18 protein-coding genes are annotated in these 17,091 nt (G+C 72.6%); 5 read left to right on the top strand and 13 right to left on the bottom strand.

Annotation, left to right across the window (positions count from 1 at the left end):
* Positions 1 to 38: 38 nt before the first annotated feature.
* The gene (locus tag ABIH81_RS05520; RefSeq protein ID WP_349879319.1) at positions 39 to 1,409 is read right to left on the bottom strand and encodes an L-serine ammonia-lyase; all 1,371 of its coding nucleotides are present in this window, start codon (positions 1,407 to 1,409) and stop codon (positions 39 to 41) included.
* Between the two features lie 875 nt (positions 1,410 to 2,284).
* Here ABIH81_RS05520 and ABIH81_RS05525 point away from each other — a divergent pair.
* Positions 2,285 to 2,488 carry a PspC domain-containing protein gene (locus ABIH81_RS05525; protein ID WP_349879320.1) on the top strand — a complete coding sequence of 68 codons (204 nt, stop codon included), beginning with the start codon at positions 2,285 to 2,287 and terminating at the stop codon, positions 2,486 to 2,488.
* An 80-nt stretch (positions 2,489 to 2,568) separates the two neighbouring features.
* Here the strand turns inward: ABIH81_RS05525 and ABIH81_RS05530 are convergent, their stop codons facing one another.
* The 7 genes from ABIH81_RS05530 to pdxH all read right to left on the bottom strand — a co-directional run bounded on the left by ABIH81_RS05530 (position 2,569) and on the right by pdxH (position 8,478).
* Complete coding sequence (locus ABIH81_RS05530) at positions 2,569 to 3,345, bottom strand: DUF4230 domain-containing protein (protein ID WP_349879321.1); 777 nt, start codon at positions 3,343 to 3,345, stop codon at positions 2,569 to 2,571.
* A gap of 115 nt (positions 3,346 to 3,460) precedes the next feature.
* Entirely contained in the window at positions 3,461 to 4,621 is a 1,161-nt protein-coding gene (locus ABIH81_RS05535) for an acyl-CoA dehydrogenase family protein (protein WP_349879322.1), read from the bottom strand.
* A gap of 31 nt (positions 4,622 to 4,652) precedes the next feature.
* On the bottom strand, positions 4,653 to 4,958 hold the full coding sequence (locus ABIH81_RS05540; RefSeq protein WP_349879324.1) for a type II toxin-antitoxin system VapB family antitoxin: 306 nt from the start codon (positions 4,956 to 4,958) through the stop codon (positions 4,653 to 4,655).
* Between the two features lie 53 nt (positions 4,959 to 5,011).
* Positions 5,012 to 5,614, bottom strand: a complete 603-nt coding sequence (locus ABIH81_RS05545; protein ID WP_349879325.1) for a nitroreductase family protein — start codon at positions 5,612 to 5,614, stop codon at positions 5,012 to 5,014.
* 2 nt (positions 5,615 to 5,616) lie between these two features.
* Positions 5,617 to 6,543, bottom strand: a complete 927-nt coding sequence (locus tag ABIH81_RS05550; protein WP_349879326.1) for an aldose 1-epimerase family protein — start codon at positions 6,541 to 6,543, stop codon at positions 5,617 to 5,619.
* 16 nt (positions 6,544 to 6,559) lie between these two features.
* The gene (locus ABIH81_RS05555) at positions 6,560 to 7,852 is read right to left on the bottom strand and encodes an MFS transporter (RefSeq protein ID WP_349879327.1); all 1,293 of its coding nucleotides are present in this window, start codon (positions 7,850 to 7,852) and stop codon (positions 6,560 to 6,562) included.
* Complete coding sequence (gene pdxH, locus ABIH81_RS05560) at positions 7,849 to 8,478, bottom strand: pyridoxamine 5'-phosphate oxidase (protein ID WP_349881013.1); 630 nt, start codon at positions 8,476 to 8,478, stop codon at positions 7,849 to 7,851. The genes ABIH81_RS05555 and pdxH overlap by 4 nt, the downstream gene beginning before the upstream one ends.
* Before the next feature lie 273 nt (positions 8,479 to 8,751).
* Here pdxH and ABIH81_RS05565 point away from each other — a divergent pair, with 273 nt between their 5' ends.
* Positions 8,752 to 9,858 carry a citrate synthase 2 gene (locus tag ABIH81_RS05565; protein ID WP_013283721.1) on the top strand — a complete coding sequence of 369 codons (1,107 nt, stop codon included), beginning with the start codon at positions 8,752 to 8,754 and terminating at the stop codon, positions 9,856 to 9,858.
* A 67-nt stretch (positions 9,859 to 9,925) separates the two neighbouring features.
* On the opposite strand, the gene ABIH81_RS05570 is transcribed toward ABIH81_RS05565, so the two are convergent.
* Entirely contained in the window at positions 9,926 to 10,327 is a 402-nt protein-coding gene (locus ABIH81_RS05570) for a DUF3592 domain-containing protein (protein ID WP_349879328.1), read from the bottom strand.
* 234 nt (positions 10,328 to 10,561) lie between these two features.
* On the opposite strand from ABIH81_RS05570, the gene serC reads away from it, so the two are divergent.
* From serC to ABIH81_RS05585, 3 genes are all read left to right on the top strand, one after another.
* On the top strand, positions 10,562 to 11,689 hold the full coding sequence (serC, locus tag ABIH81_RS05575) for a phosphoserine transaminase (protein ID WP_349879329.1): 1,128 nt from the start codon (positions 10,562 to 10,564) through the stop codon (positions 11,687 to 11,689).
* A 191-nt stretch (positions 11,690 to 11,880) separates the two neighbouring features.
* Positions 11,881 to 12,960: a septation protein SepH gene (gene sepH / locus ABIH81_RS05580; RefSeq protein ID WP_349879330.1), complete on the top strand. Its 1,080-nt coding sequence runs from the start codon at positions 11,881 to 11,883 to the stop codon at positions 12,958 to 12,960.
* A 63-nt stretch (positions 12,961 to 13,023) separates the two neighbouring features.
* Entirely contained in the window at positions 13,024 to 14,010 is a 987-nt protein-coding gene (locus ABIH81_RS05585) for an aldo/keto reductase (RefSeq protein ID WP_349879331.1), read from the top strand.
* A gap of 72 nt (positions 14,011 to 14,082) precedes the next feature.
* On the opposite strand, the gene thpR is transcribed toward ABIH81_RS05585, so the two are convergent.
* From thpR to ABIH81_RS05605, 4 genes are all read right to left on the bottom strand, one after another.
* Positions 14,083 to 14,646, bottom strand: coding sequence for an RNA 2',3'-cyclic phosphodiesterase (thpR, locus tag ABIH81_RS05590; RefSeq protein ID WP_349879332.1), 564 nt, complete (start codon positions 14,644 to 14,646; stop codon positions 14,083 to 14,085).
* 4 nt (positions 14,647 to 14,650) lie between these two features.
* Positions 14,651 to 15,160 carry a hypothetical protein gene (locus tag ABIH81_RS05595; RefSeq protein WP_349879334.1) on the bottom strand — a complete coding sequence of 170 codons (510 nt, stop codon included), beginning with the start codon at positions 15,158 to 15,160 and terminating at the stop codon, positions 14,651 to 14,653.
* A 75-nt stretch (positions 15,161 to 15,235) separates the two neighbouring features.
* Entirely contained in the window at positions 15,236 to 16,522 is a 1,287-nt protein-coding gene (locus ABIH81_RS05600) for an MFS transporter (RefSeq protein WP_349879335.1), read from the bottom strand.
* Positions 16,523 to 16,590: 68 nt separating this feature from the next.
* A complete protein-coding gene (locus ABIH81_RS05605) occupies positions 16,591 to 17,040 on the bottom strand; it encodes a MarR family transcriptional regulator (protein WP_349879336.1) in 450 nt (149 codons plus the stop codon).
* Positions 17,041 to 17,091: the final 51 nt, after the last annotated feature.

Below are 17,091 nucleotides of genomic sequence, written 5' to 3' on the forward strand. Positions count from 1 at the left end.
GGTGCGACGGCGGTCCGCGCCGGGTCACCCCAACGGAGTCAGCACTCGATCACGTTGACGGCGAGCCCGCCCCGCGCGGTCTCCTTGTACTTCACCTTCATGTCCGCGCCGGTCTCCCGCATGGTCTTGATGACCTTGTCCAGCGACACGTGGTGCACCCCGTCGCCGCGCAACGCCAGCCGGGCCGCGGTGATCGCCTTGATGCTCGCCACCGCGTTGCGCTCGATGCACGGGATCTGCACCAGGCCACCCACCGGGTCGCAGGTCAGCCCCAGGTTGTGCTCCATGCCGATCTCGGCGGCGTTCTCCACCTGCTCCGGCGTACCGCCGAGCGCCTCGGCCAGCCCGGCCGCCGCCATCGAGCACGCCGAGCCCACCTCACCCTGGCAGCCGACCTCGGCCCCGGAGATCGACGCGTTCTCCTTGAACAGCACGCCGATCGCACCCGCGGCCAGCAGGAACCGGACCACGCCCTCCTCGGAGGCGCCGGGCACGAACCGGGTGTAGTAGTGCAGCACGGCCGGGATGATCCCGGCGGCGCCGTTCGTCGGCGCGGTGACCACCCGCCCGCCGGCCGCGTTCTCCTCGTTGACCGCCAGCGCGAACAGCGTCACCCAGTCCATCGCGCGCAGCGGATCCCCGCTGCCGGTCTCCGCCTCCAGGCTGCGCCGCATCTCGGCCGCGCGCCGCCGGACCTTCAACCCACCCGGGAGTACGCCGTCGCGGGTGCAGCCGTTCTCCACGCACTCGCGCATCACGCGCCAGATCTCCAGCAGCCCCGCCCGTACGTCCGCCTCGCTGCGCCAGGACAGCTCGTTGGCGAGCATCACCTCGCTGATCGACAGGCCGGTCCCGGAGGTGACCGTCAGCAGTTCCGCGCCGGTGAGGAACGGGTGCCGCACGCGGGTGGTGTCCGCCTTGATCCGGTCCGCCCCGGCCGCCGCCTCGTCCACCACGAACCCGCCGCCGACCGAGTAGTACGTGCGCGTGCGCACCTCGTTCCCGGCCGCGTCGTACGCCGCGAACGTCATCCCGTTCGGGTGGTACGGCAGCGAGCGTCGGCGATGCAGCACCAGATCCGTGTCCGGGTCGAAGTCGATCCCCTGGCTGCCGAACAGGTCGAGCCGCCGCTGCGTGCGGATCCGCTCCACACGCGGCCCGACCGAGTCGGTGTCGACAGTCTCCGGAACCTCGCCCTCCAGCCCCAGCAGCACCGCCCGGTCACTGCCGTGCCCGTGACCGGTCGCGCCGAGCGAACCGAACAGCTCCGCCCGTACCCGCGCCACGTCGGCGAGCTGCCCGTCGGCCTTCAGGCCCGCCACGAACATACGGGCGGCCCGCATCGGCCCGACGGTGTGCGAGCTGGACGGCCCGATGCCGACGCTGAAAAGATCGAAAACACTGATCATTGGCTGCTTTCCTCGCCGTCGTCCCCGTGGTGCGGATCCGAGCCGGTGCGTGGGTGCCGCGCCCGCCGGGCGGGTAGACGGCCGGCCCCCGGGGTGGGGCGCCCGACCGGCGAGCCTACCTCGCCCCCGTGAATACCCGCCCCCACTCCGCCACATACCCGCCCCGGGGCACACGGTCCGCCCTCTCCCACGCCGATCTTGGAGTTGTGGCACCCGGAATGAATGGTTTTGCGGCATCTATAACCTGCCACAACTCCAAGATCGCCGCACCGGGGCGCTCGGCGCTCGGCGCTCGGCGCTCGGCGCTCGGCGCTCGGCGCTCGGCGCTCGGCGCTCGGCGCTCGGCGCTCGGCGCTCGGCGCTCGGCGCTCGGCGCTCGGCGCTCGGCGCTCGGCGCTCGGCGCTCGGCGCTCGGCGCTCGGCGCTCGGCGCTCGGCGCTCGGCGCTCGGCGCTCGGCGCTCGGCGAGAGATCTTGGTACCAAACGGCCCCCATAGGGGCCCTTTCCTACCAAGATCTCCCCTGATCCCACCGCCTGGAACACCTGTCCCGCAAGATGGAAGGCGCTCGACACAGCAGCCCTCGCCGAACAGCGCTCCCGCCCACGCCACCCCCACCATCCCCGCGATCTTGCAGCTGCGGCCCTCGATAACGGCGCGAATCGGGCACAACGGAGGCCACAAGTGCAAGATCACGGGAGCGGGGAGCGGGGAGCGGGGCGGGGGGGCGGGGAGCGGGGGCGTCGGTGGGGAGGGGCCGGGGTAAGCACCTACGGGTGCCCGGGTCGCCGATCCTCCTCGGGGCTGAGGGCACGGCGCGCACCCCTTCCTACCGTGGAATCAGCGCGGCGGATCGCCGCAGAAGTGGGAGACGACGATGAGTCGCAAACTGGTCCGGCCCCGCCAGGGGCGCATGATCGCCGGTGTCTGCGCCGGCCTGGGGCAGCGGTTCGGCATGTCGGCCGGGATGGTCCGGCTGCTGTTCCTGCTGTCGCTGCTGCTGCCCGGCACGCAGGTGATCGTCTACCTGATCCTGTGGATCCTGATGCCGAACGAGGACCGCCACCTCGCCACCCGCTGACGCGACACGAGCCGGGACACCGGCACACACGCGACGCGCCCGCCCCGGACCATCGGGGCGGGCGCGCGACGTCAGGCAGGTCAGGGCGCGGTGTAGGTGACTGTCACCTTCTCGTACCCGAGGGAGCGCAGCAGCCCTTCGAGCATCTTGCGGGTGTTCTCCTCGGCCCGGGCGGTGAGCCCGCTGTCCCGGGCCGCCGCGGTGATCCGGTCCTCGGCGAGCTTGTAGATCTGCTGCTGCCGGTTGGGATCGCCGGCCACGAGGTCGTTGAGCCGGTTGATCAGGCCGCGCTGCTCGGCGAACACATAGCTCTTGTCCATGTCCAGGTCGGTCTCGCCGAGCTGCGGCGCGGGCAGCTTGATCTCGGCGGACTTGCCGTCCTCGGAGACCACCACCGCACCGTCGGCGATCTTCGCGAAGTCGACGTACGCCTCGACCCGGCCCGCCCCGACGAACAGCGTGCGCTCGTTGAGCAGGAAGTCGGGCACGTTGCGCCTGTCGTTCTGCACGTCGACCACGACCTGGAAGTTGCCCTCGGCGGCGACGTAGCGGCTCAGGTCACGGATCGACTTGAGCAGCGGCGGCTGGCTGCGGTCGGTCTGCTCCTTGGCGAACGGGTTGCGGAAGTCGGGCAGCAGACCGGTGGCCTGCACGCCGAGCAGCACCACCACCGCCAGCGCCGCCGCGCCGAGCACCCACAGCAGGCCGCGCACCGGGCCGCCGCCCGACGCCGGGGCGCCCGGGGCGTATTCGCGGTCGTGGTCGGGCGAGCCCTCCGCCCGGTCGCGAAGGGACGCGCTGGTGGGGTAGTCCGGGAACTCCCGGGTGGGCTCGTTGATGTCACCGTCGCGGGCCATCGCCCTCACCGTCCTCGTCCGACAGAGTCCTCGTCCGACACATCGACTGACAATGACGTTACGGCCACCGTGCGACAGTCGCTCGCCGAGCGCCCTGATCGGGTGAAACCGCAGGTCAGGTGAACGCGGACACGCCGGTCAGCCGCTGCCCGATGACGAGCTGGTGGATCTCGGAGGTGCCCTCGTAGGTGAGCACGCTCTCCAGGTTGTTGGCGTGCCGCATCACCGGGTACTCGCCCGAGACGCCGTTGGCGCCGAGGATCGTGCGGCACTGCCGGGCGATGGCGAGCGCCTCGCGGACGTTGTTCAGCTTGCCCACGCTCACCTGGTCGGGCCGCAGCGTGCCGGCGTCGGCGAGGCGGCCCAGGTGCAGCGCGAGCAGCATCCCCTTGTTCCACTCCACCGCCATGTCCGCGAGCTTGGCCTGGGTGAGCTGGAAACCTGCGAGCGGGCGGCCGAACTGGGTGCGCGTGGTCGCGTACTCCAGGGCCGTCTCCAGGCAGTCGCGGGCCGCGCCGAGCGCGCCCCAGACGATGCCGTGCCGGGCCTCGGTCAGGCACCCCAGCGGCGCCTTCAGCCCGATCGCCTCGGGCAGTCGCGCGTCGGCCGGCAGCCGGACGTCGTCGAGCGCGATCTCGCCGGTCAGGGACGCGCGCAGGGACATCTTGTGCCGGATCTCGCGCGCCGTCACCCCCGGCGTGTCCATCGGTACGGCGAAGCCGCGCACCCCCTCGTCGGTACGCGCCCAGATCACGCCCACGTCGGCGATCGGCGCGTTGGTGATCCACAGCTTGCTGCCGTTGAGGATCCAGTCGTCGCCGTCGCGGCGGGCCCGGGTGGCCATCGAGGCGGGGTCGGAGCCGTGGTCGGGTTCGGTGAGCCCGAAGCAGCCGATCGCCTCGCCGGCCGCCATCGCGGGCAGCCAGCGCTGCTTCTGCTCCTCGCTGCCGAAGCGCCAGATGGCGTACATGGCCAGCGAGCCCTGCACCGACACCAGCGACCGGACGCCGGAGTCGCCGGCCTCCAGTTCCAGGCAGGCCAGCCCGTACGCGACGGCCGAGGAGCCGGCGCAGCCGTACCCGGTCAGGTGCATGCCGAGCAGGCCGAGCTTGCCGAACTCGCGGGCCAGTTCCCGGGCCGGCACCTGGCCGTCCTCGTACCAGCCGGCGACGTGCGGGCGTACCCGGTCGGTCACGAGCCGGCGCACGACGGCGCGGATCTGCCGCTCCTCGTCGCTGAGCGACGCATCGATGTCGAGCAGGTCGAGAGGAGTCATGGCGTCACCTTAACCAAGACTCAGGGAGGCGTCACTCGCCCTGGTCACCGAGCACGAGCACCCGCGCGTGGATCTGGTTGCGCTGCTGGAGCGCCGCGCGCAGCGCCCGGTGCAGGCCGTCCTCCAGGTAGAGGCCGCCGTTCCACTGGACCACGTGCGGGAAGAGGTCGCCGTAGAAGGTGGAGTCCTCCGCGAGCAGCTTGTCCAGCGCGAGTTCACGCTTGGTGGTGATGAGCTGGTCAAGCCGCAGCGGGCGCGGCGGAATCTCGGACCACTGCTTCAGCGTGAGGTTGTGCTCCGGGTAGGGACGCCCGTCCCGGACCGCCCTGAAGATCACGGCGTGCTCTCCTCCCCAGGCCAGGCTGACAATGTGGATGTCAGCCTAACCGCTCAGGTCCACCGTCCCCGCCGCACCACATCCTGCACCGGACGCCGCCCCCGGCGCAGCGATGGTGACCGGTGGTCGACGGCTCGGTAACCTACTGTGATCGCACCGATCGGGTGCAGCTCCGGCGGTACCCCGAACGCGTCCCGGTACGCCCCGATGCGCTGCGGCGGGATGCCGAAGAAGCAGGCACCAAGCCCTTCGTCCACGGCGGTGAGCAGCATCAGCAGCGCCGCGAAACCGGTGTCCACGTACCAGTAGGGCACCGGCCAGCGATCCTCGGCGCGGTCCGACCAGCCCTTGTCCGCCTCGGCGTAGCGGTCCAGGTAGGCGTCGCGGTTGGCGTGCGGCACCACGATCAGCGGTGCCCGGCGCATCCCGGCGAGCCAGCGCTCCCGGCCGCCGCCACCCGGTGTGGTCGCGGTCCAGAACCGTTCCCGGTCCTCGGGTTCCTCCAGCACCAGGAAGCCCCAGCCCTGCGAGAACCCGGCCGACGGGGCCCGGACGGCGTGGTCCAGCAGCCGGTCCACCACCTCCGGCGGCACCGGCCGGTCGGGGTCGTAGTTGCGCACCATCCGGCGGCGCCGGACGACATCGGCGAACTCCACGCTCAGACCTCCGGGCGGACGCCCCAGGCGCCCCGCCAGCTCTGCCCCGGCTCCAGCATGATCAGGTCCTTGCCGGAGCGGAACGCGTCGGGCGGGCAGGTCATCGGCTCCACCGCCACGGACCGGCGGTGCCGCTCCCCGCCGAGCGTGTCGCCGGTGAACACCTGCCACCAGCCGAACTCGCGGTCCGCCCAGATCCGCAGCCCGGACGAGCCGTCCGGCGCGCTCAGCACCACCGCCGAGCCGCCGTCGGCGTCCCGCTCGACGTCACCGAACGCGGTGTCGAGGACCAGGTCACCGATCGGGCGCGGGCTGGTGAAGTCGAACTCGGAGCCGGTCACCTCCGCGGCGGCGACCGGCAGCAGGCGGCTGTCCACCAGCACCCGCCGCCGGGCCGGCAGGTGCAGCCGCAGCTCGTCCACGCCGACCTTCGGCAGTTGCAGATAGGGGTGTACGGAGAAGCCGAACGGCGCCGGCTCGTCGGAGAGGTTCGTCGCCTCGTGCTCGGCCCGCAGGCCGTCCGGGCCGACGCTCCACCGGGCCCGCAGCCGCAGCGCCCACGGGTAGCCGGGGCTCGGCGGCAGGTCGTAGCCGATGGTCACGCTGTCCGCCGACTGCTCGATCGGCTGCCACCGCACCCAGTTCACCAGGCCGTGCAGGGCGTTGTGCCGCTCCGGCTCGGTGAGGTCGAGCTGCAACGACCGCTCCCCGACCGTGTAGACGCCGTCCCGGATGCGGTTCGGCCAGGGCGCCAGCACCTGCCCGGCCGAGCCGGGGCAGACCTCGTCCTCGGCGTACCCGTCGAGGTGGTCCACGCCGTCGTAGCGGTAGGCCCGCAGCCCGCCGCCCACCTCGACCACGACGGCCTCGTGGCCGTCGGCCGCGATGGTCCACTGTGTACCGGACGGTGGCTGCACGTCGATCCCCATGTCGGCGACCCTACCGTCAGCGGCGCTCCTCGGCGGGAGTGGTCGAGCGGTAGCGCAGCAGCGCCGGGAACGCCACCACCAGCAACACCGCGAGTACGGCGGCGGCCAGACCGCCACCGACCATGGCGAAGCCGGTGCCGAAACCGGCGGCCATCGCACCGGCACGCAGATCGCCCAGACGCGGGCCGCCGGCCACCACCACCGTGTTCACGCCCTGGAGACGCCCACGCATCCGGTCCGGCGCGTAGACCAGCAGCATCGACTGGCGCAGCGTGGCGCTGACCAGGTCGGCGGCCCCGGCGACGCCCAGCAGCACCACGGCGACCCACAACTGGCCGGCCAGCCCGGCGAGCGCGATCGCCACGCCCCAGCCGACCACCGCCACGGTGAGCGCGAGGCCCTGGCGGCGTACCCGGCCGATCCAGCCCGAGGTCAGGCCGCCGAGCATCGCGCCGATGGCGATGGAGCTGTAGAGCCAGCCCACCGCCGAGGCGCCGCCGAAGCGCTCCTGCGCCAGCTCCGGGAACAGCGCCCGCGGCATGGCCAGGATCATCGCGATCAGGTCGATGGCGAAGGAGAGCAGCAGCACCCGCGTGGTCGCCAGATAGCGGAAGCCGTCGACGATGCTGGCGAACCCGGCCTTACGGACACCGCCGTCCGGGTCCGGCGCGGGCGGCATCGCGGGCAGGCGCAGCGTGGCCCAGAGCGACGCGGTGAACAGCAGCGCGTCCGCCGCGTACGCGATGGGCAGCGCCACCCCGACCTGCCAGGCGGCGAAGATCAGACCCGCGGCGAGCGGGCCGAAGACGGCGGCGGCGGTGAACGTGGTGAAGTTCAGCGTCGTGGCCGCCGGGACCAGCTCGGCCGGCACGAGCCGGGGCAGGATCGCGCTGCGCGCCGGCGAGGTGATCGCGAAGGCCGTCGACTGGAGGCCGACGAGCAGCAGGAGCAGCAGCGGGCTGCGCGCGCCGGCCAGCGACTGCACCAGCAGCCCGAGCGTCGAGGCCCAGAGCACGCAGCCGCCGACGAGCAGCACCCGGCGGCGGTCCCGGGCGTCGGCGACCGCGCCGCCCCACAGCCCGAAGATCAGCAGCGGTACGAAGCCGGCGATGCCGAGCAGGCCGACCCAGAGCGAGCCGCCGGTCAGGTCGAACATCTCCACCGGCACCGCCACGGCGGTGAACTGGAAACCGAACATGGCGATCGCGTTGCCGGTCCAGACCCGCCGGTACGCGGGCACCCGCAGCGGGCGCAGGTCGATCGCCCAGCGGCGCGCTCCCCGCCGCCGGGCCGAGGTGACGTCGGTCACGGTGCGAGCCGCTCGACGACGAAGACCCCGTCCCCGGTACGCCGGAAGCGCAGCCGGTCGTGCAGCCGGCTGGCCCGGCCCTGCCAGAACTCGACAGTCTCCGGACGGACCCGGAATCCGCCCCAGTACGACGGCGCGGGGATCGGCTCCACGTCGGCGAACCGCTCGGCCGCCGCCCGGTACGCCGCGTCGAGCGCGGTCCGGTCCGGCACCACCGTCGACTGCGCGCTGGCCCACGCCCCGAGCTGCGAGCCGCGCGGCCGGCCGGCGAAGTACGCCTCGGTTTCGGCGCGGTCCACCGGCTCGACCCGGCCGGTCACGATCACCTGCCGCTGCATTGGGAACCAGGGGAACACCAGGCTGGCCCACGGGTTCCCGGTCACCTCGGCGCCCTTGCGCGAGCCGTGGTTGGTGTAGAAGACGAAGCCCTCCGGGCCGTACCCCTTGAGCAGCACGGTGCGCCCGCTGGGCCGGCCCTGGGCGTCGGCCGTGCCGAGCACCATCGCGTTCGGCTCCGGCAGCGGATGGGCCACCGCGTCGGCGAACCAGCGGGCGAACTGGGTGTGCCAGTCCGGCGCCAGGTCCGTCTCGGTCAGGCCCAGGTCGGCCGCGTACTCGTTACGCATGTCGGCCGGGGCGGGTGTGTCGCCTGTCACTGTGGTAGTCCCTCTCCCGGGCGTACCGGCGTCCCCCGACGCTGGCCAGGCCCCGGTACCCAGTCTTCTCCTTCCCGAACGGGCGTCCACCGGCGGGGATGTCACGTGGCGCACAGTGGCTGTGGGTCGCGCAGCGCGTCAACCACCGGGCAAGATGTCACGAACCACATCCCTGAAGGGTCGCCTGAGCTGCGGGGCTCGATCAGCCCGCCCGGGCGCGCCGAGCCGAAGCCAGGAGACCACATGTCCGATTTCAAACCGGGCCTTGAGGGCGTCGTAGCCTTCGAGACCGAGATCGCCGAACCCGACCGCGCGGGGGGATCACTGCGCTACCGGGGCGTGGACATCGAGGACCTGATCGGCCAGGTCTCGTTCGGCAACGTCTGGGCACTGCTGGTGGACGGCCGGTTCGGCCCGGGCCTGCCGCCGGCCGAGCCGTTCCCGGTGCCGGTGCACTCCGGTGACATCCGCGTCGACGTGCAGTCCGCGGTCGCCATGCTGGCCCCGTACTGGGGGCTCAACCAGCTTCTCGACATCTCCGACGAGCAGGCCCGCGAGGACCTGGCCCGGGTGTCGGTCACCGCGCTGTCCTTCGTCGCCCAGTCGGCGCGCGGCCTGGGCCTGCCGGCCGTGCCGCAGAAGGAGATCGACAAGGCGGAGACCATCGTCGAGCGGTTCATGAAGCGCTGGCGCGGTGAGCCCGACCCGCGGCACGTCAAGGCCGTCGACGCCTACTTCATCTCGGCCGCCGAGCACGGCCTGAACGCCTCCACCTTCACCGCCCGGATCGTCGCCTCCACCGGCGCGGACGCCGCGGCCTGCATCTCCTCCGGCATCGGCGCGCTCTCCGGCCCGCTGCACGGCGGCGCACCGTCCCGGGTGCTCAGCATGCTGGAGGCGGTCGAGCGCAGCGGCGACGCCGACGGGTACGTCAAGGGCGTGCTCGACCGGGGCGAGCGCCTGATGGGCTTCGGCCACCGGGTCTACCGGGCCGAGGATCCGCGCGCCCGCGTGCTGCGGCGTACCGCCAAGGAACTGGGCGCGCCGCGCTTCGAGGTCGCCGAGGCGCTGGAGAAGGCCGCGCTGGCCGAGCTCCAGGCCCGCCGCCCGGACCGCGTCCTCGCCACCAACGTCGAGTTCTGGTCGGCCGTGGTGCTGGACTTCGCCGAGGTGCCGGCGCACATGTTCACCTCGATGTTCACCTGCGCCCGGATGGGCGGCTGGTCGGCGCACATCCTGGAGCAGAAGAAGCTCCAGCGGCTGGTCCGGCCGTCGGCCACGTACGTCGGCCACGGCCCGCGCAAGCCGCAGCAGGTCGAGGGCTGGGACGCCATCCCGCACGGCGTCTGACGTCTCGCCCGGGCCCCGCTCCCAGCCTGCCGGTGGAGCGGGGCCCAGGCATGTCCGGGCCACCCGGTCAGCGCCGCCGCCACAGGCGCCAGGTCATCCCGCCCAGGACCACCGCTCCGGTCAGCGCGATGGCCGGCAGGAGGAACGGCACATGGTGGGTCCGGGTGTCCATGGCGTACCAGGTCGGATCGTCCGGGTGATAGCGCACGGGCACCTCGTCGCCGATCCGGGTACCGGAGTAGACGTCGATCTCGGCGGCCACCTCCCGGCCCTCGGCGGTCACGAAGGCCACCCGCGCCGGATCGCCCGTGAACCCCAGAACCGTGCCGGTGGCCGTGTCCTCCGCGCCGAGCAGGCGCGCGTCCTGGTCCGCCTGGACGACGGCGACCGTCAGGAAGACCGTCGCCGCCACGACGCCGAACATCAGCGCCAGCCACTCCCCGAACGCACGGCGGTGTCCTCGGCCCATCCGTCACCTCCGTCGCCCATGCTCGCGGACGCGGGCAACCCGCGGTCGCCGGGCGTGTGGCGGACGCCTCACCGACCGGGGTGGGACAGCCCGCCGGACGTGCCCGGGCAGGTGCGAGGATGGCCGTGGCAGTGTCGCCGGAACGGGCTCGGACGCCGCCCGCCGCCACGCGGCAGGCCACCGTCCGCGCCCTGCCAGCTCACCTCTCGCCCATGCGGAAGGATCTTCAAGACCGTGGCTGACGCACCGACCATCCGGATTCCCGACGAGATCAGGCCCGCCGACGGACGATTCGGCTGCGGCCCGTCCAAGGTCCGTCCGGCCGCGGTCTCCGCCCTCTCCGACGTCGCCACCAGCTACCTGGGCACGTCGCACCGGCAGAAGACGGTCCGCGACCAGGTGGCCCGGCTGCGCCGCGGCCTGGCCGAGTTCTTCTCCCTGCCCGAGGGGTACGAGGTGGTGCTCGGCAACGGCGGCACCACCGCGTTCTGGGAGGTCGCCACGTTCGGCCTGATCCGCGACCGGGCCCAGTTCGCCAGCTTCGGCGAGTTCGGCGCCAAGTTCGCCAAGTCGGTCTCCGACGCGCCGTTCCTCGGTGCGCCGACCGTCCGCAAGTCCGACGCGGGCAGCGCCCCCGCGCTGGTGGCCGAGGCCGGCGTGGACGTCTACGCCACTCCGCACAACGAGACCTCCACCGGTGTCGCGGTGCCGATCAGCCGGGTGGCGGGCGCCGACGAGGGCTCGCTGCTGCTGGTCGACGCCACCTCCGGCGCGGGCGGGCTGGACGTGGACGTCGCCCAGACCGACGTCTACTACTTCGCCCCGCAGAAGTGCTTCGGCTCCGACGGCGGGCTCTGGCTGGCCCTGATGTCGCCGGCCGCCCTGGCCCGGGCCACCGAGGTCAAGGAGTCGGGCCGCTACATCCCGGCCTTCCTCGACCTGGTCACCGCGATCGACAACTCGCGGCTGGAGCAGACGTACAACACCCCGGCGCTGGCGACCATCTTCCTGGCCGCGGAGCAGACCGACTGGATGAACTCCCAGGGCGGGCTGGCCTGGGCGGCCAAGCGCACCGCCGAGAGCGCCGGCATCGTGTACGGCTGGGCCGAGCGCTCGTCGTTCGCCACGCCGTTCGTGTCGGACCCGGCGCTGCGGTCCAACGTGGTCGCCACCGTCGACTTCGCCGACGGGGTGGACGCGACGGCGATCGCCAAGGCGCTGCGCGCCAACGGCATCGTCGACACCGAGCCGTACCGCAAGCTGGGCCGCAACCAGCTGCGGGTGGCGCTGTTCCCGGCCGTCGAGCCGGCCGACGTCGAGGCGCTCACCGCGTCCATCGACTACGTGGTCGAGCGACTCTGATCACTTGGTCACGGTGCGTGGCCGTCGGGGCTCCGGCGGCCACCCACCGTGATCATTACCGCAGCTCAGTCACGACATGCCGGGGTGTCGCAATCCCCATCGGCGGGTAGATGAGCGTACGGTGGTGCGAGACGCCCGGGTGGCCGGCTCCCGTGGCGTGACGGCCAGCGAAGCGGGACGGAGGCAAGCCCATGCGCCCAGTACGCTTCGTCGCCCTCTCCGAGGACGGCCAGGCCCTGGTGCTCGCCGACGAGGTGGGGCGCCTGCTGGCGCTGCCCATCGACGAGCGGATCGCGTCGGCGCTGCACGCCGAGCCGGGCGCCCCGCCGCTCGCGGTGGTGCCGAGCGCCACCGACCTGACGCCGTCGCTGTCCCCGCGTGACATCCAGGCCCGGATCCGGTCCGGCGAGTCCGCGGAGGACGTCGCCCGCATCGCCGGCGTCCCCGTCGACCGGGTGCTGCGCTACGCCGGCCCGGTGCTCCAGGAGCGGGCCATGCTCGCCCAGCACGCCCGCCGCACCCGGCTCAAGGGCGCGGAGAAGCCGACCCCGCTGGCCGAGGTCGTCAACGGCCGGCTGGCCCAGCACGGCATCGACACCGAGAAGATCTCGTGGGACGCCTACCGCCGCGACGACGGCACCTGGCGGATCATCGCGACCTGGCCGTCCGGCAAGGCCACCGCGCAGGCGGTATGGGATCTGGACAAGACCCGGCAGAACGTCGCCCCGCACGACGACATGGCGCAATACCTGTGCGCCGAGCGGCCCACGCCGATCCTCGGCCAGGAGCCGGCGCCGGAGCGGGGCGGCCACGCGCTGCCCGGCCCGTCGCGCGGTGAGCCGAGCCGGGGTGGGCACGGCCTGCCGGCCGCGGCCGAGCACGCCCGTCCGGGGCGTGACCCGATCCGCGCCGGCCGGGACGCGCTGCTCGCCTCGCTGGACCGGCCGCTCGGCGGCACGTCCGGGCGGGGTCTCGACACCCGGTCCCCGGCCGCGCAGGAGGCGCCCCGGCAGCGAGCCGTCGCCGGTGGTGCCGCCGCGTTGCTCGGTGGTGGGCAGGGTTCGGCCTTCGACGACGACTCGGACGCGCCGAAGGAGATCCCCGCCGTACCCTCGCTTGCCGTGCTGCGGCCCCGCCGCACCGGCCCCGCGGCGGCGACCGGCGGTGCGGCCGCAGAGTCCGCCGAGGCCGGCGGCAAGCCGCGCAAGCGGCTGCCGAGCTGGGACGACGTGCTGTTCGGCACCGGTCCGGCGGCCCGCGAATCATCCTAATCCATCGCTCCCCCCTGGCTCGTCGGCGAGGCACTCGAAGTGCCGGCGTGCCAGGGTGGAGGCATGGAGTACACGAACCTGGGACGCACCGGTCTGTCCGTGAGCCGACTCTGCCTCGGCACGATGAACTTCGGTCCGCAGACCGACGAGCCGGACAGCTTCGCCATCATGGACCGCGCGCTCGAACACGGGATCAACTTCTTCGACACCGCGAACGTCTACGGCTGGAAGCTCGGTGAGGGCGTCACCGAGCACATCGTCGGCCGCTGGTTCGCGCAGGGCGACGGGCGCCGCGACAAGGTCGTCCTCGCCACCAAGGTGTACGGCAAGATGGGCGAGTGGCCCAACGAGCAGGGCCTGAGCGCCCGGCACATCATCCGGGCCTGCGAGGACTCGCTGCGCCGGCTCCAGACCGACACGATCGACCTGTACCAGATGCACCACATCTCCCGGACCACGCCGTGGGAGGAGATCTGGCAGGCGATGGAGACGCTCGTCGCCCAGGGCAAGGTGCTCTACGTCGGCTCGTCCAACTTCGCCGGGTGGCACATCGCGCAGGCGCAGGCCGCGGCCGGCAAGCGCAACTTCCTCGGCCTCGTCTCCGAGCAGTGCATCTACAACCTGCTGACCCGGTACGTCGAACTGGAGGTCGTGCCCGCCGCCCAGCAATACGGGCTGGGCATCATCCCCTGGTCGCCGCTGCACGGCGGGCTGCTCTCCGGCATCATCCGCAAGATGGCCGACGGCAGCGCGGCGCGTGGCACCACCGGCCGCTCGGCCGACGCGCTGGCCGAGCACCGGAACACCATCGAGGCGTACGAGAAGCTCTGTGCCGACCTCGGCCACGACCCGGCCGACGTGGCGCTGGCGTGGCTGCTGTCCCGGCCGGGCGTGACCGCCCCGATCGTCGGCCCCCGCACCGTGGACCAGCTCGACCGCAACCTGGGCGCCCTCGAAGTCCACCTGGACGAGCCCACCCTCACCCGCCTGGACGAGCTGTTCCCGCCCGTGGGCAACGGCGGCCCCGGCCCCGAGGCCTGGGCCTGGTAGGTGTAAGGAAGGGCCCCTTCTTAACGCCTCCGGTAGAGGAGGGGCCCCTTCTTAACGCCCCGCCTGCCCGAATCAACGCCCCGCCGCCAGCGCCCACGCGGCGACGCGGGTGTAGCGCGGCGTACGGCCCGGGTGGCTGCGGATCAGGAGCAACTCGCCGGCCGCCCACTGCGGCCCGGCGTAGTCGTCCAGGGTCTCCAGGTCGGTGCGGAGGTCGGCCTCGGGTACCCGGTCGCCGGGGCGGGCGATGGTCAGGTGTGGCCGGAACGGCTTGTCGTCGCAGGGCAGCCCGGCCTCGCGCAGCCCGTCGCGGATCGACCGGGCGAGCGCGTCGAGCGCCTCGACCTCGCCGCGTACGTCGATCCAGAGCACTGTGGACCGGTCCTGACCGAAACTGCCGCCACCGGCGAGGCGTAGCCGAGGTGCGCGAGCCGTCCGGGCGGCCGAGGCGAGCGCCCACTCCACGTCGGGCAGCCGGACGTCCGGCACCTCGCCGAGGAACGCGAGCGTGAGGTGCAGGTTCGCCGGATCGGTGAGCCGGGCGTGGCGGGCGGCCGCGATCCGCAGGCCCTTGATCCGGGCGGTCAGCTCCGCGACGGCCACGGCAGGGGGGTAGATCGCCGCGAAGAGACGCACCCGGTCAGCGGTGCCGCTGGTGGTGCGCGGCGCGGGCGGCCGGCAGGGTCAGCCCGGCGGCGTGCAGCAGCCCTTCGACGCGTACCCGTTCGATCTCCCGGTCGACGCCCTCCAGCTCGGCCAGGTGCTCGGCGATGCCGAGCGCGTGGCAGGCGGCGCGCAGCCGTTCGTCGTACGCCATGATGACCGCGCCGTGCCACACCACGCTGCGGTCGGCGGCGGCGAGCCGGTGGCCGCCGAGCCGGCGCAGGTCGGTGGCGAGCTGTTCCAACGGGCGGCGGCCGTCCTTGTCGAACTCGGTGAGGTCGATGTCGCGGGTCAGCGCCTCGGCCTCGATGGCCCGGTCGAGCCGCGCGATGGTACGGCGTTCCCGGCGCTGCTCCCGCCACTCGGCCCATCCGCAGGCGACCCGATCGATGATCTCGTCGGCGCAGAACAGCAGCGCGAACAGGGCAGGCAGGCAGCAGACGGCGAGGATCGCCAGCGCCAGCAGCAGCCCCTGCCCCACTTCCACACATCGACGCTAAGCCCTGCCGCACCGGCCCGCCACCCGTTTGGGTAATCGGGCCGGTACGACCGGCTATCGGGGCTACTTGGCTCCGGGCGAAACCACGTAGAAACGGGGCATCGGCAGCACCCGCATCCGCAGCCGGGCGCCGGAGCGGCGAAGCTGCCAGGTGAGCGCCAGCAGCGCGGCGGTCAGCGAGATCAGGCCGCCGGCCCAGATGCTCGCGCCCGCGCCGTACGTCTCGGCGACCCAGCCGATCAGCGGCGCGCCGACCGGGTTGGTGCCCAGGAACACCAGCACCCACAGGGCCATCACCCGTCCCCGGAAGGAGGCGTCGACACCGAGCTGCACCCGCTGGTTGGCCGCCTGGGCGAAGTAGACCATGAAGAACCCGGCGGGCAGCAGCAGCGTCACGACCAGCCAGTACGCCGGGGCGAGCCCGACGAGCGTGCCGAAGACCGCGCAGCCGATCGCGGCACCGAGCACGAGCCAGACCGAGGGCCGGCTGCGCCGGCCGGTGCCGGCCAGCGCCCCGACCAGCGCGCCGGCCGCGAGTGCGGTGCTGAACAGGCCGAACGAGGCGGCGCCGGTGTTGAACACGGTCTTCGCGAGCGCGGCCAGGGTGAGCTGGAAGTTGAACAGGCTCATCCCGATCACCGACATGAGGACCATCGGCAGCAGGATGTCGGGCCGTCGCGCCACGTACCGGAGGCCGTCGACCACCCGGGCCTGGTCCCGCTCGCCGGCCGGCGGCAGGTCCGTGCGGTGCAGCTCGCCGGTACGCATCCGGACCACGTTCACCAGCGGGGCGATCGAGCTGAGCGCGGTGACCAGGAAGACCGGGCCGACGTCGACGACGGCGATGGCCAGGCCGGCGACGGCCGGGCCGACGATCCGGGCGGAGTTGAACACGGCCGCGTTGAGCGAGAGCGCGTTCGGCAGCAGCGGCATGCCGACCAGTTCGGAGACGAACGCCTGGCGGACCGGCGTCTCGACCGCGTTGGAGACGCCGAGCAGGGCGGCGAACGCGAAGACGTGCCAGAGCTGCACCAGGCCGGTGAGGACCAGGACGCTCATGGCGAGCGACAGCACGGTCCAGAACGCGTTGGCGACGAAGAGCAGCATCCGCTTGTCGTAGCGGTCGGCGAGCCGGCCGGACAGCAGCGTGAGCAGGAGTACGGGCGTGAACTGCAACGCGGTGACCACGCCGAGCGCGGTCGCGGAGTTGTCGCTGAGCTCGAGGACGAGCCAGTCCTGGGCGATGAACATCATCCAGACGCCGATCAGTTTGATCAGCTGTCCGGTGGCGAAGAGCCGGTAGTTACGGACTCGTAGGGACTGGAACATCGTGCTCAGCTTGGCCTGCACTCTAGGTGCGCCTCCTCGCGTCGGTACGCTTCATCCACAGCTGACGAAGCGAACCGCGGGCGGCGGTGTCAGGCGCGAGCGATGCCCTGGAGGATCTCCGCGGCCCGCCGTAGCGTTTCGCGTTCGTCCTCGGTCAGCGCGGCCAGCCGGGTGGCCAGCCACTCGTTACGGGCCCGCTCGAACTGGTCGAGTACGGCCCTTCCCCCTTCGGTCGCCGCCAGGATGACCTGCCGTCCGTCGGTCGGATGGGGGGTGCGCTGCACGAGGCCGCGCTCCTCCAACTTCGCGACGATCTTCGTCATCGTGGGCGGCTGCACCCGTTCGACGTCAGCCAGTTCCCGTGGCGTGAGGGCGCCCGCCAGCTTGAGGCTGGTGAGCGCCGACAGCTGGGTGACCGTGAGGTCGCCGACCGGCCGGGCCTGTCGGACCCGCCGGTTGAGCCGGGTGATCGCATCTCGCAGCTGAGGAGCCAGCTGCGCCGGTGGCACGCGTTTCGCCGTCACCGTCCGCTCCGTCACACTAGTTAGCTTAACTAATGAGCCTGGCTAACGACATGCGTTATGACCAGG

Source organism: Micromonospora sp. HUAS YX12, from assembly GCF_040215685.1.
Lineage (GTDB): Bacteria > Actinomycetota > Actinomycetes > Mycobacteriales > Micromonosporaceae > Micromonospora > Micromonospora tulbaghiae.

Excerpts from the sequence above, each read along its gene's own strand:
- ABIH81_RS05520 (WP_349879319.1), bottom strand. The coding sequence starts at position 1,409 with ATGATCAGTGTTTTCGATCTTTTCAGCGTCGGCATCGGGCCGTCCAGC.
- ABIH81_RS05530 (WP_349879321.1), bottom strand. The coding sequence starts at position 3,345 with ATGGCCCGCGACGGTGACATCAACGAGCCCACCCGGGAGTTCCCGGAC.
- ABIH81_RS05585 (WP_349879331.1), top strand. The coding sequence starts at position 13,024 with ATGGAGTACACGAACCTGGGACGCACCGGTCTGTCCGTGAGCCGACTC.
- ABIH81_RS05535 (WP_349879322.1), bottom strand. The coding sequence starts at position 4,621 with ATGACTCCTCTCGACCTGCTCGACATCGATGCGTCGCTCAGCGACGAG.
- ABIH81_RS05525 (WP_349879320.1), top strand. The coding sequence starts at position 2,285 with ATGAGTCGCAAACTGGTCCGGCCCCGCCAGGGGCGCATGATCGCCGGT.
- pdxH (WP_349881013.1), bottom strand. The coding sequence starts at position 8,478 with ATGCGTAACGAGTACGCGGCCGACCTGGGCCTGACCGAGACGGACCTG.
- ABIH81_RS05570 (WP_349879328.1), bottom strand. The coding sequence starts at position 10,327 with ATGGGCCGAGGACACCGCCGTGCGTTCGGGGAGTGGCTGGCGCTGATG.
- sepH (WP_349879330.1), top strand. The coding sequence starts at position 11,881 with ATGCGCCCAGTACGCTTCGTCGCCCTCTCCGAGGACGGCCAGGCCCTG.
- ABIH81_RS05565 (WP_013283721.1), top strand. The coding sequence starts at position 8,752 with ATGTCCGATTTCAAACCGGGCCTTGAGGGCGTCGTAGCCTTCGAGACC.
- ABIH81_RS05550 (WP_349879326.1), bottom strand. The coding sequence starts at position 6,543 with ATGGGGATCGACGTGCAGCCACCGTCCGGTACACAGTGGACCATCGCG.